This is a genomic window from Cytophagia bacterium CHB2 (assembly GCA_030263535.1).
In the GTDB taxonomy this organism is placed as follows: Bacteria; Zhuqueibacterota; Zhuqueibacteria; order Zhuqueibacterales; family Zhuqueibacteraceae; genus Coneutiohabitans.
Map to the genome: position 1 here is coordinate 1 of SZPB01000034.1, position 26,864 is coordinate 26,864.

The window sequence follows — 26,864 nt, forward strand, 5'->3', positions numbered from 1 at the left end:
GAAAAGGGTGGCTTGACGCCACCCCGAAGGTTCTCGTAACACAGCAGAACAATGATAGCGGTTTTTGCGCGTGTCGCTGTTGATTCGAATCGGCGCGTGCAGACAGTTTTTGCCGCCGGTTACATCCGGCTGAGATAACGTCGCGCTTTTTCCACATATTCGCTATTGGGGTAGATGGCGAGTAATTGTTCAAGCTCGCTGCGCGCGCGCGCGCGATCGCCGGTGCGCAAATAGCACAACCCGAGCTTGAGATGGGCGTCATCGAGCTTGTCGGAACGCGAAAACGCGAGCACTTTTTGAAACTCGGCGGCCGATTGCACAAAGTTGCCGAGGCCGTAGTAACACTCGCCGATCCAATATTGGCAATTATCCGCCAGGCTGTTGCGATCATCTTGCGCGAGCAGCGCCGCGAAAACGGCAATGGCATCGTTATAGCGCTTTTGCTCGTACAGGTCGCGCGCTTGCGCATAGCGCTGCGCATAATCGCCGGCAATTCTCGTGCTCGGCGCCACGCTGCGGCGTTGCGCGCTTTCCAGCTCGGTTTGCAAAGCTTGCAAGCGGCGGTCTTTTTCGCTGACATCCGCTCGCAGGCTTGAAATTTGTTGATCCTTGCTCTGCAACTCGCGCTGTAGCCGTTCCACTTCCGCGTTGAGATTCGCGGGTGCGGCCGCCGGTGCGGCTGCTTCTTGCGGCTTCGCCTCTTCCGCTTTATTTTCTGGAACAATGCCCAAAAGTTTCAAGACTTCTGTTTCATCGTCCGCGGCAGAAGGCTGCGTGGCTTGCTCGCCGCCTTCCAGCAGGCTATCGATATCAACATCCTGGCCGCCCTCACCGCCCGCCGTGGTTTTGCGGCCGCCGCCGCAAGCGAACAGAAACAAGGACGTGAGCAGCAGCGCCATCGTGGGAAGAACGAATTTTATCAAGCCGGTTTTGCCAAAAACGTTTTGCTTCATCAAAATCTCCTCGTGACTCGAATAACTTTTTTAAAAATCCTCATCGCTAAAATTCGCGCCAGGGGTATAGCCGGAAAGCCTGCTTTTGTCTAAAACGCATACTCGAAAACAATCGATTAGCTTTACAGAATATGCAAAATAAGGGGGCGGCCATACCTCTAGTTCTGTTTGCGTTGCACCAGATAGGCCGCTGTGCCCCATCCGCCCGCAGCCGCCAAGAACGCGGCGATGCGCCAATAGGTTTCGCCGCCGTTGACCATGACATAATTCGGGCGATTGAGCAATCCGCTATAGCCCAAGCCGCTGATGGCTTCATCAACGGCGACGACGCAATATTCCAGCCCGCCTTTGGGAATAGCCGGCCCGGGAAGAAGGGCCTGATAAGTTTCAAGATCCGCCGTCATCATCGGCTCCACCAGCCAGCGCCGGACATTCACCGGACGATACAATACCGCAGCTTTCAACAAATTGCGATTTTCGAAAATCTCTGCGCGCACGCGCAAATCGCGGCCGGCAGTGGCGCGCTTGATCGGATGATGAATAACCACCGGCGGAATGTCGTCTGCGCCGCTCGCCGCTGTGTTCGAAGTGGTAAACGCCAGCAAGCTTGTGGTAATCTGGGTATCCGGCACGCCGTCATGATCCATATAGCCGTCGCGATCTTCCCGGGCGCGGGAATCGAGATCAAAGCGATCGAGCACGCCGTCGCGATCGCGGTCGGGCAGGCCGCCGCCTAATTTCAAGGTCAAGCCGGTGAACAGCGTAATGATGCCGTCGTTTTCATCGCCGCTGGAATTCAAATCGAGGTTGTCGCTGAGCGTATAGCGAAACGCTGCGCCGAAGGACCAATTGAAGCGCTGCGAAAGCGCGAGGTCAATTCCGCCAGCCGTTTTGAACAGATAGGCGCGCTCATCTTCCTTGGGGCCGCCTTGAAACGATTTGCGATCGCTTTTACGCACGTTGTACCAAACCAGTCCGCCCGCGCCCAGGGTCACAAACGGCGAAACGGTTTTATAGGGAGAATAGCGCAGCGTAACATCAAACTCGATGGGAATGGCGAGAGCAACGGAATCTTGCCGGGTATCGTCATCCGTCAAAAATTCGCCGACGCCCGCTTCGATTCCAAAGGCGAGATGAGGATCCGGAGAATAGAAGACCAGGCCACTACCGAAGGCGCGCAGAACATTGCGTTTGACATCTCCCTCGATGCGCCCGACGCCGCCACGTAACCCCACCCCGAATTTTGACTCTTGCGCTTTGAGAGGCAATGCCGCAAGCAAAGCAACAACGCCACCGCATATCAACCACGATGTTCTATCTTTCACGACGCATACACCGTATCAAAACTGTAAAATTTTGCACAAAAGGTATGAAAGTTCGGGTAGAATGTCAAGGCCTAGTTCCATTGCAAACTTTGACTTATCGCGGCTGGAAGCGAAATTTGCATCAATATTGAAACCGCCGCGCGCCCGCGTTTAGAATCAAGCCGATGAGCGTCATGCACATCCATAACGAGGAGCCGCCGTAGCTTAAAAATGGCAAGGGAATGCCGGTCACCGGCATGATGCCGACCGTCATTCCGGTGTTAACAATGACATGAACGCCGAGCACAGTGACACATCCCACCACCATGAGCACAAGAAATTTGTTTTTTGCCGAGATTGCGATGCCGAGCGCGCGCCAGAATAAAACAAAAAACGTAATCAGCACAATCATCACGCCCCAAAATCCGAATTCTTCGCCGATCACAGCAAAGATGAAATCCGTGTGTTGTTCCGGCAGAAAGCGCAATTTGGTTTGCGTGCCGCGCAACCAGCCTTTGCCCCAAAAACCGCCGGAGCCAATGGCAACCTGTGACTGCGCGACTTGATAGCCGGTGCCGCGCGGATCTTCCTGTATGCCGACGAACGTCAGAATGCGGGTCTTTTGATAATCTTTCAGGCCATGCCACAACTTGGGCGTGAGCGCGCCCACGCCGACATTGAGAATGAAGATGGCTAACAACACCGGCAATTTGCGCTTGGAGAGCACCAGCACGGCGATAATGAGCAGCATCACCGCGCCAAACGTGAAAACATTGAACGCTGAAATAACCGTGAGCACCGGGCTGACGATTATAAAAACGATGAACGGCGAGAGGCCCGCCCAAAACAAAACCGGTAACAGCAAAGACACGACCACAATGGCGGTGCCAAGATCCGGCTCTTTTAAAATCAATGCGGTCGGCGCCAACACCAAGGCGAAACAAACGCCGATATCTTTGAGGCTTTTCAAGTCGCGCGCCTCGTCCGAAAGATAGCGCGCCAATGCGAGCAACGTGGCGATTTTTGCGATTTCGGCAGGTTGCAAATATATCGGGCCGATAATGAACCAGCGATGCACGCCCTTGCCGCCGCCGATGAACAGCACTAACACCAGCAACACGAGGCAGACGCCGTAAAGCCAGTAGGCCGAGCTGCGGAGGTATTTCGCCGGCGTCAGCACAATCGCTGATGCAATCATCGCGCCCATCAAAAACCAGATGATTTGTTTCGAAAAACTGTTTTTGATCACGGCCGAGGTAACGGGCGAGCTGGTGGCGCTGTAGATTGCCATCAAACCGGCAGACGCCAAGAGCAGCACGCAAATAATGATGGCTTTGTCGATATCTTTCCAGCTAATGTTCGTGCGGGCTAACATGCTTCAATCTGCCGAGTCGATAGGCTCCGGCTGCGTGCCGAGTTTATTGTTTTGATGAAGAAAGCTGAGAATTTTTTTGGCAATGGGCGCCGCTGCGCCGCTGCCCGAGCCGCCGTTTTCGATGAACACACAAAACGCGACTTGCGGATCGTCGAACGGTGCAAATCCAATGAACCATCCGTGCGGCTCGCCGTGCGGATTCTGTGCGGTTCCGGTTTTACCCGCGCTGATGAGTCCCGCAACCCGCGAGCCGACCGCCGTGCCGCGACCGCCGTTTACCACCAAAAACATGCCGCGCCGGACCAATTCCCAATTTTCGGCTCGAATATCGCGCACATAAACCGAATCCGGCTCGGGGAATTCTTCTTTGCCCGTGAAGGGATCCAGAATGCTGCGCATCAAGCGCGGCTTAAAACTGCGGCCCTCGTTTGCAATGGCCATGGCAAAACAGGCCATTTGCAAAGGCGTCACCAGTAAATCGCCCTGCCCAATCGCGAGGTTTAACATCATGCCTTTGCTCCAGCGGCCCTTGCCGTAGCGCCGGTCGAGATACTCCTCATCCGGCAGCAAGCCCCCGCTTTCTTCACTCAGATCGATGCCGGTTTGTATGCCAAAGCCGAAACGTTTAGCGTAATCCGTCCAATGTTCCAAGCCGACGCGAAAGCCCATGCGATAAAAATAAACATTGCAGGATTGTTCGAGCGCGCCGAGCAAATTCACCGTGCCGTGGCCGCCCTTTTTGTGGCAATCAAATGTGCGGCCACCAAAAACATAATACCCCGGACAAAAAACCGTTTCATTGGGATTGATCAAGCCGGTTTGCAGGCCGGCGAAGGCAGTAATCATTTTAAACGTCGAGCCGGGCGGATACAGGCTCTGCACCATGCGATCATACAACGGTTTATTCGGATCGTTGAGCAGGCGATTCCAAATTTCCGGCGTCAACGGTTTAGAGAACAATTCGGGATCAAAATCCGGTTTGCTCACCAGCGCCAGCACATCGCCGTTCTTGCAATTCAACACCACCGCCCCGCCGTTTTTGCCGGCCAATTCCGCTTCGAGCATACGTTGCAGCGAGGCATCAAGCCCGAGCAATAAATCTTTGCCCGGCTCAGGCTCCTGGTCTTTGAAGAAGGTGGTATCCTGCCCGGCGAGATCGCGAATGACGCGGCCGACGGCATCGACTTCGATGAAGCGATGCCCTTTTTCGCCGCGCATGATTCTCTCATACTGGCGTTCGATGCCTTTTTTGCCGATGAGATCGCCCGGGCTGTAATTGTTGCCGTATATGTTCAATTCGGCGTCGCTGATTTCGCTCAAATAACCGAACAAATGCGGCGCCTTGACGCCGTGGTTGTACATGCGGCGCGATTCCGCGCGAAAATCCACGCCCGTCAACTCCAGGCGGCGTTCATTCAGCAGGCTGAAGGCGGCAAAATCAACCTGGCGGCCGATTTTGACCGGCGTGAAATTGCCGCGTTTGTTTTTGGCGATTTGCTGTTTCAGGTCATCGGGCGACATGCGCAACGCGGTGGAGATGATTTGATAAGCCTCCGGCGCATTGCGGATTTCGGCGGGAACGGCATAAATCGCATAAGCCGGGCTGTTCTCGACCAACACTTCGCCGAAACGGTCGCGAATCAAGCCGCGCGGCGGATCGACATCAATGATGCGCACGCGGTTTTTGTTGGCTTCCTCGAGAAACTGTTCGCCCTTGAAAAGCTGCACGTAGGCAAAGCGGCCGATCAAAACGAGAAACAGCAGCGCAAGGCCGCCGGCAAAAATCCGGCGCTTTGATTCCAGGTTCAATTCCATAACGCCTCACGATTTTCTCTTAAAACTCTTGGCGAACAACAAGTGTGTAATCGCGGTCAGCGCCAACGTGTACAGGGAATTCGGAATCACGTAGCGGATAATCGTATACCAAAAACCGAAATCGGCATCGAAATAATAAATGGTGTCGCGAATCACATTATGCGCCAGCGCGGCTGCAAGAGCAATGCCGAGCGTGACCTGCAAGTCGAATTTCAGCTTGTCGCGCGCGAAATAAGCGGCAACAAAGCCGGCCACGGCTTTGGCCAGCGCCTGCAAACCGTACAAATGTGTGCTGACGGCATCTTGCGCCAGCCCAGCGACGAAGCCCGTCACGATCGCGGCAATTGCGCCATGCCGAATCGCGGAGAGCACCACGCCGATCAACATTAAATCCGGCGCGATTTCGTAAATGGTCAACAGCGGAATCAAGCTGACTTGCACGAGCAAGAAGCTCGAAAACAGCAGAAGGTATTTGACAACACGTTTCGCCAACTGAGTTATTCTCCCCGGCTAGAATCCGCTGCAACATACACCTTGAAGCGTTCGGGCGGCGTGATGATCACGAACACTTCTTCGAGGCTGTTGAACTGCACCGCCGGCTCGAGCGGAATACGCATAAACGGTTCACCTTTTTCAAAAGAAGGCTGCTGAATTTTGCCGATGCGCAAGCCCGGCGGGTAGAGGGCGCTGTAATCCGACGTCACCACCACGTCTCCTGTTTGCAGCACCGCGTTGCGCGGCACGCCGGTCATTTCGAGGCCGCGCGTGTCGCTCCACGACACGATGCCCAGGACACGCCCACCTTGCGCGCGCGCGCTCACGCTGAAATTGCGGTCGAGCATCAGTTGCACCAGGCTGGTGCGATCATGCACCCGGTAAATCTTGCCGGCCAAACCTTCGGGCGTCACCACCGGCATGTTGACACGCATGTTATCTTGTTTGCCCAAATCGATCACCACGGTGTTGGGCGTGCGGCTGCGTTCCGCAGACAGCACACGCGCCGCGCGAAATTGCAAAGGCTCACGCTGGCGATAATCCAGCATGCGGCGCAAACGAAAATTTTCCAGATAGGCTTCACGCAGTTGGCTGTTTTCCAGCATGAGTTGCGTCGCGCGCTGGCGCAGCGCGCTCACTTCCTCAGCCGATTGCGACAAGCGGGCGAACCAGCTCATCTTTTCCTGAAAGAACGCGAAGCGATCGAGGGCCACGCCGCGCAGAGCGTCGATCTGCGGCGCATTGTTGTTGAATAGAATCGCAAGCGCCGCCACTACGGCGGCAAACAGCGTAAAATATTCCCGCCGCGAGATGAGATATTCGTTCGAACGATCGAGCAGCGCAGTTTTCATGGGTTTTGATCAATAAAAATTCCGCCGGCCAACTCTCTTGCGCCGTTTGCACGTCCGTCTGGACAGAAAGGCCAGGCATAGGCGGCCTAATAGCAATACCGTTCCCTTAGTAGTCCTGCCCCTCATAATATTAAAAGTTGGGGGGCACTGCAGAGAGATTGAAATTATTTTCGTTACCATCGGCGCACAAGGGCCGGGACAACGAACGAAATGTTAAGTGAACGATATTGGGCCTAATACCGCTTCACCTTCGTCAAAACTTTTTGATATTTGTGAATCGCCTCCAGCACTTTGCCGGTGCCGCGCACCACGGCCGTAAGCGGATCTTCCGCAACGATGATGGGCAGGCTGGTTTCGCGGCGCAAACGTTCATCCAGGCCTTTCAGCAACGCGCCGCCTCCGGAGAGCGCAATGCCGCGATCCAAAATATCCGCAGATAATTCCGGCGGCGTTTGTTCCAGGCAATGTTTCGTCGCTTCGACAATCGAATTCACGCAATCTGCAAGCGCCTCCTGCACTTCCATCGACGTGATCTCGACGGTCTTGGGAATGCCCGCCACCAAATCGCGGCCGCGCACTGTCATCGTCGTCTTGTCTTGAAACGGCGCTGCCGAGCCCAGCGTGATCTTGATTTGCTCCGCGGTATTTTCGCCAATCAACAAGTTGTAATTGCGTTTGAAATGTTGCACGATGGCCTCATTCATCTCATCGCCCGCGATGCGAATCGAGCTGTGATTCACAATACCGGAAAGCGAGATCACCGCAATTTCCGTGGTGCCGCCGCCGATATCGATCACCATGCTGCCCACCGGCTCGTCAATCGGCAAGCCGATGCCGATAGCCGCCGCCATCGGCTCATCGATCAAATGAACTTCGCGCGCGCCGGCATGTTCGGCGGAGTCGCGCACCGCGCGTTTTTCGACTTCGGTGACGCCGCTGGGGATGCTGATGGCCATACGCGGCCTCCAGATGCGCGTCGCCTGTACCGTGCGGATGAAATGGCGAATCATGGCCTCAGCCAGCTCAAAATCTGCGATCACGCCGTCTTTCATCGGCCGCACGGTAATGATCTCGTTGGGAGTGCGGCCCTGCATTTCTTTGGCCGCGTGGCCATAGGCCACGATTTCCTGATCAATTTTACGCAAGGCAACGATGCTCGGTTCATTGACCAATATCCCCTTGCCGCGCACGTACACCAGCGTATTGGCCGTGCCCAAATCCATGGCAATATCAGTTGACAAAAAATTTTGCAGAGAGAAATTCATGCGTGATCGCCTTTCATCACGGAAACGTGTCTCAACAGCCGGAGGTAGAAATTTTTTGAATTATTTGAGTTTTCGATATTTTTCATATTCACCGTCACGCGGGAAAGTGTTTTATCAAATGTTGGTTTGCGCTTGCACAAGATGGCCTTAATGGCGAAAGTGCCGGACGCCGGTAAAAACCATTGCCAGTTGATGACGGTCTGCTGCCGCGATCACTTCGGCGTCGCGCAGCGAACCGCCCGGTTGAATAATTGCGGTTGCGCCGGCGCGTGCGGCTTCCTCAACACTATCGGCGAAAGGGAAAAATGCGTCGCTCGCGACGGCTGCGCCTTGCACGGAGAGCCCGGCACGCTTCGCTTTTTCCACGGCAATAATCGCGGCATCCACCCGGCTCATTTGTCCGGCGCCAATCCCGAGTGTGCGATCCGGACCGCAATAAATCACAGCGTTGGATTTCACCAGCCGCACCACTTTCCAGGCAAACCGCAGAGCCTGCCATTCCGGTTGCGTGGGCTGTCGCTGTGTGACAATTTTGAAACGGGAGTCCTCCTCCGCATTTACATCTTGTTCCTGCACCAGCACGCCGCCGGCCACGGCTTTGAATTCCAATGCCGCCGGCGCTGGCGTGCGGATACCTTCCATCTCGAGCAACCGCAGATTTTTTTTGCCTGCAAAAATGCGCTGTGCTTCCGTGCTAAACGCGGGCGCGATGATCACTTCCGTAAAAAGCTCGGCAACGCGCGCCGCGGTTTCGCCGTCTACTTCGCGATTGAAACCGACAATACCGCCGAAGGCGGAAGCCGGATCAGTCACCTTTGCGTTTTCATAAGCGGCTGCCAACGAATCGCCAACCGCAACGCCGCAGGGATTGGCATGCTTGATGATCACACAGCATGGTTCTTGAAACAGGCGCACGAGATTGAGCGCGGCGTCGGCGTCAGCGATGTTGTTGTACGAAAGCTCTTTGCCTTGCAACTGCCGGCTGCTGAGAAACCCCGATGCTGGACTCAAACTGTCACGATAAAATCCCGCACGCTGATGTGGATTCTCGCCGTAGCGCAAATCCTGTTGCTTTTCGAGCGCAAACAACAGCGAAGCGGGCAAAACCGCGCGTTCCGCCGTTCGTTGCAGATAAGCATGGATCACCGCGTCATACGCAGCCGTGCAGGCAAACGCGCCGAGCGCGAGTTGCCGTCGCGTGGTTTCCGTCAGTCCGCCGTTGTGTTTGCGCAGTTCTTCGCAGAAGGCCGCATATTGACCGGGATGCGTCAATACTGCAATCGCGGCAAAATTTTTTGCTGCAGCGCGCATCAGCGCCACACCGCCAATGTCGATGTTTTCGAGAGCTTCTTCCAACGTGGTCTGCGGACGGCTAATCGTTTCACGAAAAGGATAGAGATTGACGACTACCAAATCAATCAAAGCAATGCCCTGCGCCGCCGTTTCCGCAAGATGCGCGGGCAGATCGCGCCGCGCCAGCAGTCCGCCAAAAATTTTGGGATGCAGCGTTTTCACGCGGCCCTCCAGCACTTCCGGAAAACCGGTGACTTTTTCGATCGACGTAATCTGAAAGCCGTTCTCCTGCAAAACGCGGCTGGTGCCGCCGGTGGCGATGATTTCGATATTGTGCTCGACTAAAACCCGCGCCAATTCGAGCAGGCTGGTTTTGTCGTACACGCTAATCAGCGCGCGTTTGATGGATTGCACGATTGAGGTCTTTCCCAAAAAGAAATCAAAACTTGGTTGACGAGTATTTGCGTACCTCAAAATTCGGACGATGTGAAAACGTTTCGCTGGCTGAGCTTGTCGAAGCCAGCACCCTTCGACGGTTCGACTGAGCTTGCCGAAGTCATGCTCAGGATGCGGCGGCTCCGGTTTCAATCAGCCTAGTTGCTATTGATCTCGACGATTACGTTAAAATCCGAACGCCTCGATCATCAATCACCACACGATCCTTCGCAAACAATTGCAACGCTTCCGGTAAAATTTGATGCTCGACTTTCAGAACCCGCGCCGCGAGCGACTCGGGTGTGTCATCCTCATAAACCGGCACACAGCGCTGCACCAGCGGTTTGCCGGTATCATAATTTTCATCGACGAGATGCACGGTTGCGCCGCTCACTTTGCAGCCGTAATCGAGCACGGCTTGGTGCACGCGCAAGCCGTACATGCCTTTGCCGCCAAAGCTTGGCAGCAGCGCGGGGTGAATATTGATGATGCGGCCGCTGAACGCCTTGATCACCGCCGCTGGAATCATGCGCAGAAAACCCGCGAGCACGATGAAGTTGCTGTCACACTCAGCCAGCGCTTGCAATAACGCCTTGCCGTAATCCTCACTTGTTGCCAAAGCATTCGGCGCGATGATTCGCGTCGGGATGCCGGCCTGCGCGGCGGTTTGCAGAGCGCCGGCTTGTGGTTGATCGCTGATCAACAAAACCACTTTTGCATCAAGTGTGCCGGACTGAATGGCATCGAGAATGGCCTTGAAGTTCGAGCCGCGGCCGCTGGCAAAAACGGCGAGACGGAGGTTCATGTTATCAATTCAGGCGAAGTCAGGCTTGCAGACTGGGCGAAGTCTGGCTTGCGTTCACAAAACGTTGAAGTATCAAATATCGCTGAACGCAAGCCAGACTTCGCGCGCTCGTTTATTTCAGCGAACAACTGCCTCGGTGATAGTCAATCGTTTTTGCCGGGCCGAGACGATCAGCTCTGCACGGCCGCCAATCGGCATGGTGTGCTTGCGACTGGCGTGGCCGTACTCCAAATTCATCAAAGCCGGAACCCGCAGCGGGCGAATGAAATCCCGCATCAAATCTTCCAAACTCAACGATGGCGTGCCGCTCGATGAACCGCACTCAACCATTTGGCCGAGCACGAAACCGCCGATCTGCTTCAAGATGTCCAGTTCCCGCAGATGTACGAGATAGCGATCGATGCGATAAATATCCTCGCCAATCTCTTCCAGAAAAAAAATGCTGTTTTTCAGCGAGGGCATGAAGGTTGAGCCAGCAACGGTGGCAACGAGTGAGAGGCAACCGCCGATCAAACGCCCACGGATTTTGCCGTTTGTGATGCCGGCGAATTCTTTTTCCTGTTGCGGCTGCAAATCACCAAACGCCGCCGGCTCGGTGAGCATGCGCCAAAACTGTGCTTCGGAAAACGGATCGATGCCTCGGCCCATGTCAGCCGCCACCATCGGCCCGGAGAAGGTCATCAAGCCGGTGCGCCGGAGAATCGCGAGTTGCAGCGCAGTGATGTCGCTATAACCGACGAAAATTTTGGGATGCTTGCGAATCACGTCATAATCAATCATCGGCAGAATTCGCGGTGTGCCATAACCGCCGCGCACGCAAATAATGGCGTTCACGCGCTTATCGCGGAACATGTTGTTGAGATCGCGCGCGCGCTCGGCATCGGTTCCGGCCAAATAGCCGTGCTCACGCTGCACATAGCGCCCGAGTTTGACGCGATAGCCCAGGCTTTCCAAATATTGCACGCCCTTTTCGAGCAGCTCCGGCTTCATCGGGCTGGCCGGCGCAATCACACCGATGACATCGCCTTGGCGTAACCGCGGCGGTTTGATGATTTTGGGCAGAGGATCTCCGTTTGTTTCTTGACGCCAGCTACCGCCCGGGCGCTGTGAATTGGCCTGTAGAGAAACAAAAGCGCCCGGGCGGTAACCTGAATGACTATGCCAACACTTTCAAATAACGGCCATTCGCCGCGGTCGCCTGCGGTAAAGATGCGTTTGGTTGACTTTTTAAATGTCCGGTCAACTCAAAGTCCGCCGAACCGGTTATCTGCACCTGATAAAAATCTCCGCAGACAAACTGGCCGTTTGACGACGGGATTAAAACGTTGTGATCGATCTCCGGGCAATCCCACTCCGTGCGGCCGCGATAGGCATGTTCATGATCGTCGTACTCATCGATTAAAACCCGCAACTCACGCCCGAGGTGGCGGTGATTCCATTCCGCTGCGATCTCACGCTGCGCCTCCGTGAGCAAATCGTATCGTTCGCGTTTGATTTCTTCTTCGATTTGTTCGTTGAAGTTGAATGCCGGGGTGTTTTCCTCGTGAGAATAGGTAAACACGCCGCGCCGCTCGAAATGGCCTTCGCACACGAAATCATATAAACTCTGACAATCTTCTTCAGTCTCGCCGGGAAAACCGGTGATCAATGAGGTGCGCAACACCAGATTGGGAATCTTGGCGTGCAAGCGCGCCAGCAATTCTTCGGTGAAACCGCGATTCACGCGGCGCGCCATGCGCTTGAGCATGCGGTCGGTGATGTGCTGAATCGGCATGTCGAGATACTTCACGATTTTCGGCTGCGAGGCAATGATCTCGATCATCTCATCAGTGACGTGATGGGGATAGGCATACATCACGCGCAGCCATTCGATGCCTTCGACTTCACAAAGCGCGCGCAAAAGCTGCGGCAATTGCTGCCTGCCGTTCAAATCCAATCCGTATTGCGTGGAATCTTGCGCCACGAGAATCAGCTCTTTCACGCCTTTTTCGGCAAGCAGACGTGCCTCCTGCACCAACATGGGAATCGGCGTGCTGCGAAATCCGCCGCGAATCTGCGGAATCGCACAAAACGTGCAGGGATGCTCACAGCCTTCGGAGATTTTGAGATAGGCATAATGCCTGGGCGTGATTAACTCGCGTTCGCCCGCCGCGTTCGACTCGCCGAGCAATTCGTATTTCAACCGCATTTGCCGGGCGAGGCCGTTGACGATTTGGCGCAAATCGCGGTTGCCATAAAAACCATCAACTTCCGGAATTTCTTTGCGCAATTCGGGCGTGTAGCGTTCGGAGAGGCAGCCCGTGACAAAAACTTGCTTGCACGAGCCTTGCTTTTTCAGCGCCACGGCTTGCAGAATAGTGTCAATCGATTCTTCTTTGGCAGACTCGATGAACCCGCAGGTATTGACGATGATGGCCTCCGCTGCCGCCGCATCGGCAACGAACTCAACGCCGCGCAGCTTCAAGCCGCCCTTGAGGACTTCGGAGTCAACGACGTTTTTGGGACAGCCGAGGGTGATGAGATTGACTTTCAAGCTAGGGCCTTTTATGATTCAACGTTGCAACCGGTGGCGATTGACAATGCCGTGCAGACTTGCGCCATGAGTTTCTTGTCAAGGTTCCCAATGAATTGAACTAATTTCGATTTCTCAACGGTTTGAATTCATGAAGCCAGATTTCGCCGCGATGAATCAATCGATCCACACCTGTTCTCCGATCCACTCGCCGACCTCACGATCAAATTCTGCACGAGCACGCGGGTCGCCGTAAGCGCGCTCATATTGTCTCTCAATTTCATATTCCGTTTTCCATTTTAAAAAAACGGGCAGCCCCCTGGAAAAACGTTGAAACGTCCATCGCTTTGAAATCTTTGTCTTGTTTTATCGCTTCAAGCAAGGCGTCATCGACTTCAACTTGAATTGTTTTCATGGATCATCCCCTCTTTTAAATTATTTCGCCCGCCGGCGCGCCGCAACTTTTCCAGTTCTGCGGCGCATCCTTGGGCGATGCGCAATTGTGTTTTGGACTCATGCACATATGCCGTCTCTCTCTACGCAAACAACGCCTCGATAAACGCCTCAGGCTCGAACGGCTGCAAATCGTCCATGCCCTCGCCTACGCCGATAAAACGCACCGGAATTTTGAGCTGCTCTTGAATCGCGAAGATGATGCCACCTTTGGCGGTGCCGTCGAGCTTGGTGACGATCAAGCCGGTGACGCCGGCGGTTTCGAAAAAGGCCTGGGCCTGGCGCAAACCATTTTGGCCGGTGTTGGCGTCGAGCACGAGCAGCACTTCATGCGGGGCCTCGGGCAGCACGCGTTTCATCACGCGCATCATTTTCTTCAACTCTTCCATCAAGTTGCTTTTGGTGTGCAAGCGGCCGGCGGTATCAACGATGACGATATCCGTTTGCCGCGAGTTCGCTGCGGTCAGCGCATCGAACACAACCGCAGAAGGATCGCCGCCGGCTTTGGTTTTGATGATCTCCACTTGCGCACGCTTCGCCCAGATCTCCAATTGATCCGCGGCCGCGGCGCGGAACGTGTCTGCAGCCGCCACCAGCACCGAGCGCCCGCGCTGGCGAAACACATGCGCGAGCTTGGCAATTGTCGTGGTTTTGCCGACTCCGTTCACGCCGACGATCATCAGCACATAAGGCCGCTGCGAGGGCGAAAAGAAATCAGCCGTGCCGCTCCACTTGCCGTTCGTGGTGGACTCAAGGCGTTCGACGAGAAACTCTTTCAGGCAATCAAGCACCGCCTCACGTGAAGCCCTCTGGCCGAAGCCGAGGCGTTCCCGCAAGCGCTCGAGAAAGGCAGTTGTCATCGCTACACCGAGATCAGCGGAAATCAACAAGCTTTCCAGCTCATCGACCAATGCTTGATCGAGACGCGCTTTGCCGGTGACCGCCTGCACGACATTGTCCACCAGGCTGCGGCGGGTTTTGCTCAAGCCGGACTTCAGTTTTTCAAAAAAGGAAGCCATGAAAGATCAAATCAAATTTGGGTGACCGAGACAAAGCGCAGGCAGGAACATCAGCGAGCAGGAATCTTCGCGTTTTTTGTATCGGAAACGAAGCGGGCGATATACACTCCCGCCGAGATAGAAAACAAAACGGCCATAATCCAAAAAAATGGCCATTTGAGCGGCTCGATTTCGAGAGTGAAAACGATCATCACGATCGCCAGGGCCGTGACTGCGACTTTGCCATACCAGTTCGACTCCGGCACTTTATTGCGGCGCGAAGTCATTAAAAAACCGAGCGCTATAATAATCAAATCGCGCGTGAGAATCAATACCAAAAACCACACGGGAAAGTCGCGAAAAAATGCCAAATAAATGCCGACGCTGGCCGCGCAAATTTTATCCATGAGCGGATCGATGACGCGCCCCAGCTCGGATTGTTGTTTGAATTTGCGCGCGAGAAAACCGTCGGCCCAATCGGTGGTGCCGGCAACAAAGATAAACACCACCGCCAGCAGATTACCCTGCGGCGTTTCGCGGCTCATGAACCAGATCGCCGGAATCAAAAACAGCGGGCGGGTGAAACTGATGATGTTGGAGATCGTCCAGATGCGATGGCGTTCATCCGGCCGGGGTTGAGGTGTGCTCATGAGGAGGTGGAGGTTTGATTAGTCGAAGAATAGAAAGCGGTACTCCGCCGGGAAACTGCTGAGATATTTTAACAAATTGCTGACGTTCTTTAAATTCGAAAAGACAAATTCTCTCGCAGAGTTCGCAAAGCTAGCCGAGAAAACAATTCAACAACAAAACCTTTGCGTTCTCTGCGTGAGGCAAATAGCTGCATAGCGGATCATCTCAATCCGCCTGCAAACTCGGATATTTCAGCCCAAAACGCTCGCGATAATACCACTTTGAAAAATAGAACACAAACGCCAGCACCAACACATATTGCCACACTTTCAGGCAGATGGCCAGCGCGAGAAACAAGATCGGCAATTTGATGGCGCGAGAGACGTCATTGCGGGTTTGTTTGATCGCGGCCAGCAGAAAGAACGGCGCGGAGATGAGTGCGGGATAAAAAATCACCGGATCGTTCACGTAAAAAGCAATACCGGTTGCGGCGATTTCGCAAGCACAACCCGCGATGATGGTCGGACGCCAGCCGTATTTCACGCCGAAAGTGAGTTTTTGCGTGCGGGCGTCGCCGTCGAGATCGAGCAGGGTGGTGTACAAATAAACCGCGCCGACCGCGAGCATGTAGGGCAGCGCATGCCGAATCGGCATGCCCAGGCTTGTCTCCACCGACCACCAGCCGGCGGAGAAAATCAATAGCGCGCCGCCGGCATTCGAGAGCAATCCCAGAAACGGTCGATCTTTCCACTGGAACGGCGCGACGCTGTAAAGAATGCCGGTCAACAAAAATATTGCAAGAAACAAAAGTCCGACAAGATGATCGTGATAAAACGCGATCAGCAGCCCGGCGCCGGACAACAAAATCGTTTGCAGCCACGCGGCACCCGGTGAAATATGCCGGTGTGCAATGAGAAAGAGCTTGTGATTTTGCGCGTCCGTGGCAACGTCGCAAAGCTGGTTCAGAATAAACGCCGCGCCCATGAGCAAGCTGAGCGAGAGCAGCAGCGTGAGCGATTCTCCCGCCATGCCGGTGGTAGCGCCGTTCATGCCGCTTGGCGCAAAACGATGAAAGGCAAAATAACCGGCAGCGTAAACCGTCCACACCGGAAAGAACAATGTCGGCCGCAGGACGAAAACATAATCCAACAGCTTGACGATTTTTTTGATCCTCATGTCGATGTTCCCACTTCCTATGGGGATAGAATCCGCTGCCTCAGCCGGTTTGCTTGGTCGCAGGCTTGCGCGTGATTTTTACCAGTCCGTTTTGATTTTGTTTCTTGGCGCGCCGCACGATAACATCGAATTGGCCGTTCTTGTCATCCATCGCAAATTTGTCCATCAAATCTTCGGGGATGAGAGGATACTGGCCGTTGAAGCAGGCCGTGCAATACCCGCCTTTTTCATGCGGCACGGATTTGAGCAGGCCTTCCAGCGAAAGGTATTCCAGGCTGTCGACTTCGAGATAGTCCTTGATTTGCGCGACGCTTTTGTGCGCGGCAATCAACTCGTCTTTCGTGGGGAAATCCATGCCGTAATAGCACGGCGAAACGATGGGCGGCGAGCTAATGCGCACGTGAATCTCCTTGGCGCCGGCGCGGCGCAGCAGGCGCACGAGATTGCGCAGGGTGGTGCCGCGCACGATGGAATCTTCCACGACGACAACACGCCGGCCGTTGAGCACGCCCTTCACCGGATTGAATTTCACCCGCACGTTGAGATCGCGCACGCTTTGATCGGGATGAATGAACGTGCGGCCGATATAATGATTGCGAATCAAGCCGATTTCGTATTTGATGCCGGAGTTGCGCGCATAACCAAGCGCGGCGGTGTTCGACGAGTCGGGCACGCCGATTACCATATCGGCTTGCGCGGGATGCTCGTTGGCGAGATTCTTGCCGAGCCGGCGGCGCGCGCGATCGACGTTTTCCTCGAAAATCTTGCTGTCCGGCCGCGAAAAATAAACGAACTCGAAGATGCACGCCGCGCGCGCGGCTTTTTCGTCCAAACGATCGGACGCGATGCCGTGCTGATCGAGCACGACAATTTCACCCGGTTCGATTTCACGAACATATTTCGCGTCGAGCAAATCGAACGCACAGGTTTCCGAGGCCACCAGCCAGGTGTGGCGCTTGCGCCCGAGATTCAACGGCCGCCAGCCGCGCGGATCGCGCACCGCAATGAGTTTGTTGCGCGTCAGAATTACGAGAGAATATGCGCCTTTGAGTTGATTAAACGTGTCTTTGAGACGTCCCACAATATCGCCGGCCTGCGACTTCGCCATCAAATGCAAAATCAGCTCGGTGTCGCTGGTGGTCTGAAAGATCGAACCCTGATCTTCAAGCTGCCGCCGCAGCGTGCGCGCATTGGTGAAGTTGCCGTTGTGGGAGACGGCCATGGCGCCGTGTTTGAAATGCGTGAGAAACGGCTGCGCATTTTGCAGCATGGTCGAGCCGGTGGTGGAATAGCGGTTGTGCCCAATGGCGATTTTACCGGGCAAGCGCTCGAACAGCTTCGCGTCGGCGAAGACATTGGTGACCAATCCCATGCCGGCATGGCGATGCAAATGCTCGCCGTCGCTCGACACGATGCCCGAGCTTTCCTGGCCGCGGTGCTGCAAGGCATATAGCGAGAGATACACCAGCTTTGCGGCTTCACGATTGCCGTAAGCGCCAACAATGGCGCAATTCGAGCGCGGCTTGTCAAGCTCGTTGGAGGAGGTTGAGGTAACGTTCATGCGAAAGCTTCAAAGCCTCATTTATGAATCAATATAACGGCCAGGGCGATTCCCAAAATATCGGCGGCCAAATCTTTCTTGCTGGCGAAACGCTTGCGTGCGGTGGCATCATAAATTTCTTTGGCGACGCCGATTGCCAGCGTGCTTATGGCGGCAGCTTGCAGGCTGCGTCGCGAGGACAGCTCCAATTCGCGGTGCAAAGGATAATATTGCGCCGCCGTCAACGCCGCGCTCAAGGTGAGATGATCGGCCTTATCTTTGCCGAACCAGGAATCGCTTGTGCGTTGAACACGCTTGACAACACTGCTATCCGCCGCCGGCACTTGCGCGAAAGTGAAACCCGGCAATAATGCAACAAACACCAACATCATCAAACGAAGCGCCATTTTAGCGATTCTCATCAAGAATTCAAAGGCGAATTTGCACGCGCAAGGCAAACACCGGCGCGCGCGGCGCAAGCAACATCGTATCGAGCACGGGGGATTCGTCAAAATCCGACAATTGTGCATCAACATAGGCGTCGAGCATGCTGTAAACGATCAGCGCTGCCAGGCCCCAATAGCAGCCGTTGCGCCAGTCTTCATATTGTAGCTGACGGGTCTCGTCATTCGCCCGCTTTGCGTCCGCCGCCCGGCTGTTCCAATGAAGCGCCATGCCGAGCAAACCGGCTTCGCCGGCAAACGCCAATCCGGCTTTGATCTTTTTGCCGTTGTAGTATTGCCCCCAGCCCGGGATCACCAGCGAGCGCAAAGCCGCGCCGGAGGGACTTTTCTTATGTGAAACGGCAGATGCTGCTCGCGAATCCAGGGAATCAGATGAAGGTGTTTGCGGAAAAGCATACGAGAAAACAGATGCCAGCAAGAAAAAAACTACTGCAATACAAATTCTCTGCTGCTGAATCGAGTCTAGCATAGAAATATTCATGACTGCTTGATTAAAACGATCGGCCTTCACGGCTTTTTCTGGTCAGACCGCTTGGGAGTGCCATAAAGATAATGATCGTGTTCTGCTGCCCAATCTTCCGGGCCTTCAACCGTGCCCGCCAGCCCTTCCAATAAATCCCACGCATCTTCCGTCTGAATGGATTCCATTGTTTCTCCTTCATTCAATAATCGCCATCGTCTCAATCTCCACCTTCGCGCCTTTCGGCAGGGCGCGCACCTCCACCGTGCTACGCGCCGGCGGATTCGTCGCAAAATACTCGGCGTAGACGTCGTTCATCGCGGCGAATTCGTTCAAGTCCGTCATGAACACGGTGGTTTTCACGACATGTTCAAACGAGGCGCCGGCGGCTTGCAGAATCGCTTTGACGTTTTCCAGCACGCGCCGGGTTTGCGCTTTGATGTCGCCGGTGACCATCTGGCCGGTGGCGGGATCGAGCGGCACCTGGCCGGCGGTGAACAGCATTTTCCCCGCAGAAACTCGAATGCCCTGGCTGTACGGCCCGATGGCGGCCGGCGCCGAGGAGGTTTTGATCACTTCGCGCATGAGCGCTCCTTTTTGGCAGTAGATGTTCAGCTTTTCAATGGTGGAATGTCTTTGAAAGTTTTCTCAACGAATAGATCAATCAAACACGTGCGCCTCTAAAGGCGCGACATGCGTTACGCCCGAAACTGCATGCGATACAATTTCTGATAAACCCCGTCTTGTTGCATCAAGTCCTCATGCGCGCCGGATTGCACCAGCCGGCCTTGATCGAGCACGATGATTTTGTGCGCATGCAAAATCGTCGAGAGGCGATGCGCGATGACGAACGAGGTTCGATTTGCCATGAGCCGCTCGATTGCCTGCTGCACCAGCATCTCGCTTTCACTGTCGAGCGCGGAAGTCGCTTCATCGAGAATCAGGATCGGCGGATTTTTCAGCAGCGCGCGCGCGATGGCCAGGCGCTGGCGCTGGCCGCCGGAAAGTTTGAGGCCGCGCTCGCCGATCAGCGTGTCATAACCCTGCGGCAATTCCATGATAAAGCCATGCGCATTGGCGGCAACCGCGGCCTCGCGCAGTTTCTCTTCGGGCATCCCACTCAAACCATAGGCAATGTTGCTGCGCACCGTGCCGTGAAACAAAATCGTCTCTTGCGTGACGATGCCCATCAATTGGCGCAGACTTTTGACATCGATGTCACGCAGATCGACGCCGTCGATGACAACGCGTCCCCTGGTGGGATCATAAAAACGCGGCAACAAATCCACCAGCGTTGACTTGCCGGCGCCGCTCGGGCCGACAATCGCGAGAATCTCGCCCTTGCGCACTTCAAAGCTTATGTTTTGCAGAACCGAATTTTGTTCATACGCGAAAGAAACATTCACATAGCGAATGTTCTGCTCGAAACCCGCGATTTTCACTGCGCCGGGTAGTGAAACAATTTCCGGCTCGGTATCCAGCACACTGAAGATGCGCTCGCCGGCCGCCATGGCCTCTTGCAAGCGGCTGCCCACGGTGGAGAGTTCCTTCACCGGCTGCATTACGGAAAAAATGGCAAGCAGAAACAACAAAAATTCCGAAGGTGAAAGCGCGCCGCCCGCCAGCACTTGCTGTCCGCCGAACCACAAGATGCCTACGCCCACCATCGCGCCGAGCGATTCCGTAATCGGGCCAGCCAGGCGGCTGATGCGGGTCACGCGCAGCAAGGTTTGAAAATAGGATCGCGACTCGCGCGTGAAGTTGCGCACTTCGAAATCTTCCATCGCAAACGCCTTCACTACGCGCGCGCCGCTGATGGTTTCGTGCAAGATCGAGGTCAAATCCGCCATCTTGGTTTGCGATTGCCGCGAGGCGCGGCGCAGGCGTGAGCCCAGGCTGCCGATCACCGCCAGGCTCAACGGCACGATGAGCAGGGCCGCGAGCGTGAGTTTCCAACTCAAAAAAAACGCCATGCCGAGATACGCCAAGATCAGCAACGGATTCTTGATGAGCGTGACAAAGCTTGCGGACACGCCGTTGTTCACCAATGTCACATCATTGGTGATGCGGGAAATGAGGTTGCCGGTGCGGTTTTGATTGAAATAACTCAGCGAGAGCTGTTGGAGATGGCGATAGAGATCGTTGCGCACATCCATGATGACGCCCTGCTCGACGCGCGCCATCAAATACGCCTGCAGATAATCAAAAAGGTTCTTGCCGCAGATGAGCAGGATGATCAAGCCGCAAAGCCGCACCAGCGTGCTTTTTTGATTTTCACCGAGAACGAGGCCGTAGAATTTTTGCATCACTTTTTGGCGGGCATCGGCCAGGGTTTGAGCCGCAGGCGTCGGAGGCGCAGGCGAAGCCGGCGCCTCACCGGTAAGCTCGGTTTTGTCCGCCCCGTAGAACACCACATCGAGAAACGGCAGAATGGAAAACAGGGAGGCGCTGCTCAACAGCGTGAAAAATAAAATACACACCATCGAGCCGGCCAGCGCAAACCGATACGGCCGCAGGTAGCGCAAAATTCGCAAGTAGGTTCGCATCATTTTCCGGCTCGACGCAAGAGGCCGGCGTCAGCGCGGCGCAACGGCACGACTCGGTCGAACGTACTTGGGTTTCGTCGAGGTCTCCGGTGAACGCGCGCCATCGGCACGTTCACGCCTGCTTTTTGTTGACCTCTTGAAATTTAGCGTCTTCCACATCCATCTTCGAGAGATCGAGCGGCTGATTCTGATGCTCGCCTTGAATCGGCGTCGAAGCGGTGTCGCGGTTCTGCCGGAGCAATACACGCAACACACGATAGGCCAGATAACACAACAAGGCCCAAAAAATCAAACGAAACATGAGGGTAACCCAAGTTAAATCAGTTCCGTCAAATCGCAATCGTGATTTGAATCATGTAAGCAATAACAAAGCGTTTCACGAACGAAACCGGCTGACAACGTAACAATGGTTAATGGCTAATGTCATTGTTAATTGCGAATTGATTTACCGCGGCGGTGAATAATACTGCACGCCTGAAATTGGACGGCTGAGCTGCGCGAGCAAATCTTCAAAATCGCTTTCGCGTTTGACAAAATCGATATTAGTGGCGTTGATCACCAGCAGCGGCGTCTCGGTGTAATTGAAAAAAAACTGATTGTACGCTTCATTCAGGTCGCGAATGTATGCTTCACTCATCGCCCGTTCATAAGGCCGGTTGCGCATGTGAATGTTCGCCATCAAACGTTCCGTGCTCGATTGCAGGTAAATCACCAGATCCGGTTTCAAGACGTCGCGTTCGAGCAGGCGCGCAACTTTGTCGTAGAGCGACATCTCGCGTTCTTCGAGAGTGAGGGTGGCAAAGATGCGATCTTTTTGAAAGATGTAATCCGCCACCAGCAAGTCATGGAACAAATCGCGTTGCGGCAATTCTTGTTGTTGGCGGTAGCGGCTGAGCAAAAAGAACATTTGCGTGGAGAAGGCGAAGCGGCGCGCGTCTTCATAGAAATCCGCCAGAAACGGATTCTCCTCGTGCTGCTCCAGCAACAGGCGTGCGCCATAGCGCTCGGAAATTTTTTGGGCCAGACTGGTTTTGCCGGCGCCGATAACGCCCTCGATGGCAAGATACTGAAGACGCACACGACCCTCTGAGTCAAAGTGAATCAAACCTGCACTGCGGATTTGTCGTCACAGCTAGCGAACAACTCGGCCACGGTTTGTCCGCTCTCCGGCGGCCTAAAGTCCGGCGCGATTTCCGCCCAAGGCGCGAGCACAAAACGGCGATGGCGAATTTCCGGATGCGGCACGACCAACTCCGCGGTATTGATGCGCCTCTGATCGAACGCGAGTATGTCCAAATCAATCGTGCGCGGCCCCCATTTTTTATCCCGCACGCGGCCCAGTTCCCGTTCGATTTGCAGCAAGGTGTGCAGCAACGCTTGCGGCGTTAAACGCGTCGCGATTTCAATGACCTGATTGAGAAACTCCGGCTGGTCGAGCAGGCCTACCGGCGCGGTGCGATAAAGTGAAGATTGTTGCTGCAGCGCGATCTCGGGATGCGAGCGCAGCTTTTCCCTCGCCAGGCGCAAATGGTGCTCCCGGTCGCCGAGATTCGAGCCCAGGCCGATAAAAACGTTTTCGCAAAACATGCCGCCCGATGAAGGTAATGCCATTCGAAATCATCCTTGTGCGGCGCGCTCGCGATCCCACAAATGCAAAGCAACTTCTTTCTTGAGCAAAAGCTTGATCAAGTTTTGATCCGCGTTCCAGCTTGCCAGATCGAATTTGATATTCTTCGCTTCCAGCAAACGGCGAAAGTCAGCCATCATGCGTTCGTTCGGCGCCCAGATTTCTTTGAACGCCTCGAAATTATTTGCAAGCTGGCGGTTCTTCGAGGCAAAGTCGCCGGCATATTCGAGAAAAACATTTTTCACAATCAAATCCACCGTGAAATGCGTGGGCAAGAGCCATTTGATTTGCACGTCGGGGGTAATGCCGCCGCCGCCAAAGACTTTGCGACCTGAGCTGGTTTGATAGACTGGCCGATTTTTTAAAGAATCCGCATTGGTGTTGGGGTCGACGTCGTCATAAGCGGCTTCCACATATTCGCCGAAATGGCCGTTTTCATAAGGCCGCTGAATCAACCGGCCGCTGGGCGTGTAATATTTTGCCGTGGTCACGCGAATCGCTGAGCCGTCCTTCAAACCGATTTGCGTTTGCACGAGGCCTTTGCCAAAACTGGTCTCGCCGACGATCAACGCGCGATCCCAATCTTGCATGGCGCCCGCCACAATCTCGGAAGCGCTGGCCGAGCCATGATCGATCAAGATAATTGTCGGGAACGGTTTATGATGATCGTCATCCGTCGCCAAATAATCATCATCGGCTTGTGGAATGCGGCCGCGAGTATAGACGATTTTGCGGCCGCGCTCGATGAATTTGTCGGCGACTTCCACGGCTTGATCGAGATAGCCGCCGGCATTGCTGCGCAAATCGAGAATGAGCTGCTTCAAACCTTGCGCTTCCAATTTCAGCAGGGCGTTTTCCAATTCTTCTGCCGTGGTTTTTGAGAAGCGCTTCATGCCGATATAGCCGGTTTGATCGTCGATCATAAAAACCGGCTCGACGCTATAAATCGAAATCTTGTCGCGCGTGATGGTCACGTCGAAAGTCGATTCGAAGCCGGGCCGTTGAATTGTGATTTTGACTTGTGAGCCGCGCGGGCCGCGCAATTGCTTGATGATTTCATCCTGATTGAGATTATAAGAGGACTTGCCGTCGATCTGCACAATTTGATCGCCCGCGCGCAAACCGAGGCGTTCCGAGGGCGAGCCGCCAATGGGCGCAATGACGGTCGGCCATTTTTTGATGATGAGAAATTCGATACCGATGCCGAAAAAATGGCCTTCGAATTTTTCCGTCACATCTTCGAGTTGATCTCTTGGAATGAAAACCGAATGCGGATCGAGCGTTTCCAACATGCCGGAGATGGCGCCGTCAACCAGGGCCGGCGTTTTCACCTCTTCGACGTAATACTTGCTGACCGCGTTGAGCGCTTCGCTGAAACGCATCATCTCTTGATAGATGTTGTTGCGCTCGGGCCGTTCCCACGGCAGGAAGCTCGTCGGCTCGTACAACGCCAAAGTCGAAACCGTGACCACCGCGAACGTTGCCATCCAGACTTTGTGATTTCCAAAAGACTTCATTCGGCACCTCAATGTGTGGCATGGGTGAAACGCTGACAAATCAAAAAATCGGTACGTTGAAAAGGTGAGAAGCCGTATCGCGCCTCGAGACGAACACCTGCCCTGCTTTTCTATTTATAGCGACGATGCGCCGTCTCGCAGACCGATAACGAAAATGAAAGTGCATAATAAGACGCTCACTCCCCCAAAAAGGTTTCGCCGGATTACAGTTTTAGTAAAATGGAAAAGCGGTGGGTTGCGCCCAATTCATTGGAAAAAGGCAAGTAGCCATAATCCAGTGTGTAGCGTCCGCGGTTTGCGCCAAATCCCGCCGTCAATCCGCGATTTTCACGGCCAAGCTGATAACCGGCGCGACCGGCCACGCCGTTAACCAGCCAATATTCCAATCCAACGCTGGTTGCGTTGCCGCCTTCGAACAAAAGCATGTTCTCCAGCGCCAGGGCTGCGCGCGGCGCGCCGTGAGCTGAAGTTAATTGATACACTCCGCCAATACGCGCCAAAGCCGGCAGCGTAATACTCTCATTCACGAGTTTGCCCATCGTTCCCACGTTTTGCACGCTTGCAGCCAGGCGCAAAGGCGCAGCGGGAGTTTGCCAATTTGCCCCAACATCAAACGCAAAGCCGTTGGCCGAGGTCAAATAAATTTTCTCGTAGAGATATTTGAGGCTTACACCCCATGACAAATTTGCGCCTCGTTTGCGGCCATAGGACAACGACAATGCGAGATCGCGCCCATCAAAGCTGCCGATTGGTTCAGCAGTCGGCGTTTCACGCAATTCGATATTGGGAATCGCCTGTGAGGTGAGGCCAAGCCCCAACACGCCGCCAAAGCCGGGAAAACTCACAGCAAAAAAGTCGTGATTGATGCTTTCAAGCCATTCCAAATGCGTGAACGCCAGTTGTGTGCCCGAGGCGTTTGCCAAACCAGCCGGATTCCAATAAATCGCGGTGGGATCGTTGGCCACGGCAACGTATGCTTCACCTAGCGCTGCCGCACGACCGCCCACGCCAATTTTCAAGAATGCCAGCCCGGACTTACCGGCGTCTTGCGAGAATGCAAGCAACGGCAGACACATAAGGCCCGCGACAACACAACATTTTAGTTTCAACATATAAACTCTTTTCATGCGTTTAACACTTCAATGAATCGATTGCTTCTGCGGATTCAAGCTTGACCATCACGTTAAAATTTTGATGGCGGTCAATCCAACACCATCACCTTGCCCCAATGCACGCCCTCCCCCGCCAGGTCAATGCGATAGAAATAAACGCCGTTGTGTACGACGTCGCCGCGGGTGTTTTTGCCATCCCAAATTTCAAAATAATTGCCGGCGCTGTTGCGCGGCTTGCTGGAAACAACCTCGGCCACCAATTCCATGGCGAAATCAAAGACTTTGATCGTAACTGTCCCCGGCGCGGTAAGGTTGTATTGGAAACGAACGTGGCCATCACCGCGCAATTGGTTGTGCCGCGAGGGTGAGAACGGATTGGGATAGGCATAAGTTCGCGGTTCGCCGTTCTCTCCGGCAGCTACGGAGCCGCGCTGAAGCGTCCACGTGGCGCCATTGTTTGCTGTGACTGCCAGGCCGTCCGGCCCGCCGACGAACAATTGATTGCCTAACACGCCCGCGCAATAATATTCTTCACTCAGATACGGCTGTTTTTCGTTTTCATCGACAATCGTTGGAAACTTGGCCCAGGTGTGGCCGAAGTCATCGGAACGATAAAGTCCTTGATCGGTGACGGCATAGGCGCTCGCGCCCTCAAAGGCAAAGTTGTGTGCAAATTCATTTTCCAGAGTCACGCGCCACGTAAACCCGCCGTCTTCACTGATGGAGACTGCGCGGGTTTCCTCGGGATCTTCAGCATTTACCGTCGCGGCCCAAATATATTCACGATTGTTCCATTTTTGCTGACCCAGCGCAACCACAAAATTTCCGGAAATGGGTTGCGTTTGATTTTGATGGGAAAAATTTGTCCAGGTCAAGCCCCCGTCGAGCGAGCGATTGATACCGCCGGCCGTGCCGACATACAAAACGCCCTCGGCATTGATGACTGAAAATGCGCGATGATTCAAGTTAGTTGCCACATCCAGAAAAAACGAATCCGGCGGCACGGATTGCCAGGTTTTGCCGCGATCATTGGATTTGGATACGCTCCCGCCAAAGCTCGTGATCCAAACGCCGGTGGGATGCAAGGCGATGTCATATGTGACATTTTGCATGACAGTGTTGAACGGCGCGGGTTGCGGCACATAGGTCCAGGTGGCGCCGCGATCGGTCGAATAGCTCAGCCCGCCGCACTCAGGGCACTGGCACACATAGCGCTCACCGACCCTTTGCCTTTGGTG

The 26,864-nt window shown here is 54.6% G+C and carries 25 protein-coding genes; all 25 read right to left on the reverse strand.

Annotated features, from left to right (window positions below; genetic code table 11):
• Positions 1–119: 119 nt before the first annotated feature.
• Positions 120–953 carry a tetratricopeptide repeat protein gene (locus FBQ85_05555; protein ID MDL1874626.1) on the reverse strand — a complete coding sequence of 278 codons (834 nt, stop codon included), beginning with the start codon at positions 951–953 and terminating at the stop codon, positions 120–122.
• A 158-nt stretch (positions 954–1,111) separates the two neighbouring features.
• A complete protein-coding gene (locus FBQ85_05560; GenBank protein MDL1874627.1) occupies positions 1,112–2,278 on the reverse strand; it encodes a hypothetical protein in 1,167 nt (388 codons plus the stop codon).
• Between the two features lie 121 nt (positions 2,279–2,399).
• Entirely contained in the window at positions 2,400–3,632 is a 1,233-nt protein-coding gene (gene rodA / locus FBQ85_05565) for a rod shape-determining protein RodA (GenBank protein MDL1874628.1), read from the reverse strand.
• A gap of 3 nt (positions 3,633–3,635) precedes the next feature.
• The gene (mrdA, locus tag FBQ85_05570) at positions 3,636–5,447 is read right to left on the reverse strand and encodes a penicillin-binding protein 2 (GenBank protein ID MDL1874629.1); all 1,812 of its coding nucleotides are present in this window, start codon (positions 5,445–5,447) and stop codon (positions 3,636–3,638) included.
• 6 nt (positions 5,448–5,453) lie between these two features.
• Complete coding sequence (mreD, locus tag FBQ85_05575; protein MDL1874630.1) at positions 5,454–5,948, reverse strand: rod shape-determining protein MreD; 495 nt, start codon at positions 5,946–5,948, stop codon at positions 5,454–5,456.
• The gene (gene mreC / locus FBQ85_05580) at positions 5,945–6,793 is read right to left on the reverse strand and encodes a rod shape-determining protein MreC (protein ID MDL1874631.1); all 849 of its coding nucleotides are present in this window, start codon (positions 6,791–6,793) and stop codon (positions 5,945–5,947) included. The genes mreD and mreC overlap by 4 nt, the downstream gene beginning before the upstream one ends.
• Positions 6,794–7,026: 233 nt before the next feature.
• Positions 7,027–8,058, reverse strand: a complete 1,032-nt coding sequence (locus tag FBQ85_05585) for a rod shape-determining protein (GenBank protein ID MDL1874632.1) — start codon at positions 8,056–8,058, stop codon at positions 7,027–7,029.
• A 147-nt stretch (positions 8,059–8,205) separates the two neighbouring features.
• Positions 8,206–9,768, reverse strand: coding sequence for a bifunctional phosphoribosylaminoimidazolecarboxamide formyltransferase/IMP cyclohydrolase (gene purH, locus FBQ85_05590; GenBank protein MDL1874633.1), 1,563 nt, complete (start codon positions 9,766–9,768; stop codon positions 8,206–8,208).
• 199 nt (positions 9,769–9,967) lie between these two features.
• Positions 9,968–10,591, reverse strand: coding sequence for a phosphoribosylglycinamide formyltransferase (locus FBQ85_05595; protein ID MDL1874634.1), 624 nt, complete (start codon positions 10,589–10,591; stop codon positions 9,968–9,970).
• A gap of 117 nt (positions 10,592–10,708) precedes the next feature.
• The gene (locus tag FBQ85_05600; protein ID MDL1874635.1) at positions 10,709–11,602 is read right to left on the reverse strand and encodes an LD-carboxypeptidase; all 894 of its coding nucleotides are present in this window, start codon (positions 11,600–11,602) and stop codon (positions 10,709–10,711) included.
• 145 nt (positions 11,603–11,747) lie between these two features.
• A complete protein-coding gene (gene rimO, locus FBQ85_05605) occupies positions 11,748–13,142 on the reverse strand; it encodes a 30S ribosomal protein S12 methylthiotransferase RimO (protein MDL1874636.1) in 1,395 nt (464 codons plus the stop codon).
• A gap of 497 nt (positions 13,143–13,639) precedes the next feature.
• Entirely contained in the window at positions 13,640–14,575 is a 936-nt protein-coding gene (ftsY, locus tag FBQ85_05610; protein ID MDL1874637.1) for a signal recognition particle-docking protein FtsY, read from the reverse strand.
• Positions 14,576–14,625: 50 nt separating this feature from the next.
• Positions 14,626–15,204 carry a CDP-alcohol phosphatidyltransferase family protein gene (locus FBQ85_05615; protein MDL1874638.1) on the reverse strand — a complete coding sequence of 193 codons (579 nt, stop codon included), beginning with the start codon at positions 15,202–15,204 and terminating at the stop codon, positions 14,626–14,628.
• A gap of 205 nt (positions 15,205–15,409) precedes the next feature.
• Positions 15,410–16,360, reverse strand: coding sequence for a hypothetical protein (locus FBQ85_05620; GenBank protein MDL1874639.1), 951 nt, complete (start codon positions 16,358–16,360; stop codon positions 15,410–15,412).
• Positions 16,361–16,400: 40 nt separating this feature from the next.
• Entirely contained in the window at positions 16,401–17,921 is a 1,521-nt protein-coding gene (locus tag FBQ85_05625) for an amidophosphoribosyltransferase (GenBank protein ID MDL1874640.1), read from the reverse strand.
• Between the two features lie 17 nt (positions 17,922–17,938).
• Positions 17,939–18,322, reverse strand: coding sequence for a hypothetical protein (locus tag FBQ85_05630; GenBank protein MDL1874641.1), 384 nt, complete (start codon positions 18,320–18,322; stop codon positions 17,939–17,941).
• Positions 18,323–18,329: 7 nt separating this feature from the next.
• Positions 18,330–18,833: a hypothetical protein gene (locus FBQ85_05635; GenBank protein ID MDL1874642.1), complete on the reverse strand. Its 504-nt coding sequence runs from the start codon at positions 18,831–18,833 to the stop codon at positions 18,330–18,332.
• Positions 18,834–19,022: 189 nt separating this feature from the next.
• On the reverse strand, positions 19,023–19,409 hold the full coding sequence (locus tag FBQ85_05640) for a RidA family protein (protein ID MDL1874643.1): 387 nt from the start codon (positions 19,407–19,409) through the stop codon (positions 19,023–19,025).
• A 113-nt stretch (positions 19,410–19,522) separates the two neighbouring features.
• The gene (locus FBQ85_05645) at positions 19,523–21,370 is read right to left on the reverse strand and encodes an ABC transporter ATP-binding protein (protein ID MDL1874644.1); all 1,848 of its coding nucleotides are present in this window, start codon (positions 21,368–21,370) and stop codon (positions 19,523–19,525) included.
• A 112-nt stretch (positions 21,371–21,482) separates the two neighbouring features.
• Complete coding sequence (locus FBQ85_05650; GenBank protein MDL1874645.1) at positions 21,483–21,671, reverse strand: hypothetical protein; 189 nt, start codon at positions 21,669–21,671, stop codon at positions 21,483–21,485.
• Positions 21,672–21,815: 144 nt separating this feature from the next.
• Positions 21,816–22,448 carry a deoxynucleoside kinase gene (locus tag FBQ85_05655; protein MDL1874646.1) on the reverse strand — a complete coding sequence of 211 codons (633 nt, stop codon included), beginning with the start codon at positions 22,446–22,448 and terminating at the stop codon, positions 21,816–21,818.
• A 23-nt stretch (positions 22,449–22,471) separates the two neighbouring features.
• On the reverse strand, positions 22,472–22,957 hold the full coding sequence (gene folK / locus FBQ85_05660) for a 2-amino-4-hydroxy-6-hydroxymethyldihydropteridine diphosphokinase (protein ID MDL1874647.1): 486 nt from the start codon (positions 22,955–22,957) through the stop codon (positions 22,472–22,474).
• Between the two features lie 30 nt (positions 22,958–22,987).
• On the reverse strand, positions 22,988–24,514 hold the full coding sequence (locus tag FBQ85_05665; GenBank protein ID MDL1874648.1) for a S41 family peptidase: 1,527 nt from the start codon (positions 24,512–24,514) through the stop codon (positions 22,988–22,990).
• 203 nt (positions 24,515–24,717) lie between these two features.
• Entirely contained in the window at positions 24,718–25,641 is a 924-nt protein-coding gene (locus FBQ85_05670) for a UPF0164 family protein (protein ID MDL1874649.1), read from the reverse strand.
• 74 nt (positions 25,642–25,715) lie between these two features.
• Positions 25,716–26,864, reverse strand: a 1,149-nt coding sequence (locus tag FBQ85_05675; protein MDL1874650.1) for a hypothetical protein, incomplete at its 5' end; no start/stop codon positions are given.

What these genes read in the sequence shown, in the direction of transcription:
- FBQ85_05555 (MDL1874626.1), bottom strand. Translation starts at nt 953, where the DNA reads ATGAAGCAAAACGTTTTTGGCAAAACCGGCTTGATAAAATTCGTTCTT.
- rodA (MDL1874628.1), bottom strand. Translation starts at nt 3,632, where the DNA reads ATGTTAGCCCGCACGAACATTAGCTGGAAAGATATCGACAAAGCCATC.
- mrdA (MDL1874629.1), bottom strand. Translation starts at nt 5,447, where the DNA reads ATGGAATTGAACCTGGAATCAAAGCGCCGGATTTTTGCCGGCGGCCTT.
- mreC (MDL1874631.1), bottom strand. Translation starts at nt 6,793, where the DNA reads ATGAAAACTGCGCTGCTCGATCGTTCGAACGAATATCTCATCTCGCGG.
- FBQ85_05585 (MDL1874632.1), bottom strand. Translation starts at nt 8,058, where the DNA reads ATGAATTTCTCTCTGCAAAATTTTTTGTCAACTGATATTGCCATGGAT.
- FBQ85_05595 (MDL1874634.1), bottom strand. Translation starts at nt 10,591, where the DNA reads ATGAACCTCCGTCTCGCCGTTTTTGCCAGCGGCCGCGGCTCGAACTTC.
- ftsY (MDL1874637.1), bottom strand. Translation starts at nt 14,575, where the DNA reads ATGGCTTCCTTTTTTGAAAAACTGAAGTCCGGCTTGAGCAAAACCCGC.
- FBQ85_05615 (MDL1874638.1), bottom strand. Translation starts at nt 15,204, where the DNA reads ATGAGCACACCTCAACCCCGGCCGGATGAACGCCATCGCATCTGGACG.
- FBQ85_05620 (MDL1874639.1), bottom strand. Translation starts at nt 16,360, where the DNA reads ATGAGGATCAAAAAAATCGTCAAGCTGTTGGATTATGTTTTCGTCCTG.
- FBQ85_05625 (MDL1874640.1), bottom strand. Translation starts at nt 17,921, where the DNA reads ATGAACGTTACCTCAACCTCCTCCAACGAGCTTGACAAGCCGCGCTCG.
- FBQ85_05630 (MDL1874641.1), bottom strand. Translation starts at nt 18,322, where the DNA reads ATGAGAATCGCTAAAATGGCGCTTCGTTTGATGATGTTGGTGTTTGTT.
- FBQ85_05635 (MDL1874642.1), bottom strand. Translation starts at nt 18,833, where the DNA reads ATGCTAGACTCGATTCAGCAGCAGAGAATTTGTATTGCAGTAGTTTTT.
- FBQ85_05640 (MDL1874643.1), bottom strand. Translation starts at nt 19,409, where the DNA reads ATGCGCGAAGTGATCAAAACCTCCTCGGCGCCGGCCGCCATCGGGCCG.
- FBQ85_05645 (MDL1874644.1), bottom strand. Translation starts at nt 21,370, where the DNA reads ATGCGAACCTACTTGCGAATTTTGCGCTACCTGCGGCCGTATCGGTTT.
- FBQ85_05650 (MDL1874645.1), bottom strand. Translation starts at nt 21,671, where the DNA reads ATGTTTCGTTTGATTTTTTGGGCCTTGTTGTGTTATCTGGCCTATCGT.
- folK (MDL1874647.1), bottom strand. Translation starts at nt 22,957, where the DNA reads ATGTTTTGCGAAAACGTTTTTATCGGCCTGGGCTCGAATCTCGGCGAC.
- FBQ85_05665 (MDL1874648.1), bottom strand. Translation starts at nt 24,514, where the DNA reads ATGAAGTCTTTTGGAAATCACAAAGTCTGGATGGCAACGTTCGCGGTG.
- FBQ85_05670 (MDL1874649.1), bottom strand. Translation starts at nt 25,641, where the DNA reads ATGAAAAGAGTTTATATGTTGAAACTAAAATGTTGTGTTGTCGCGGGC.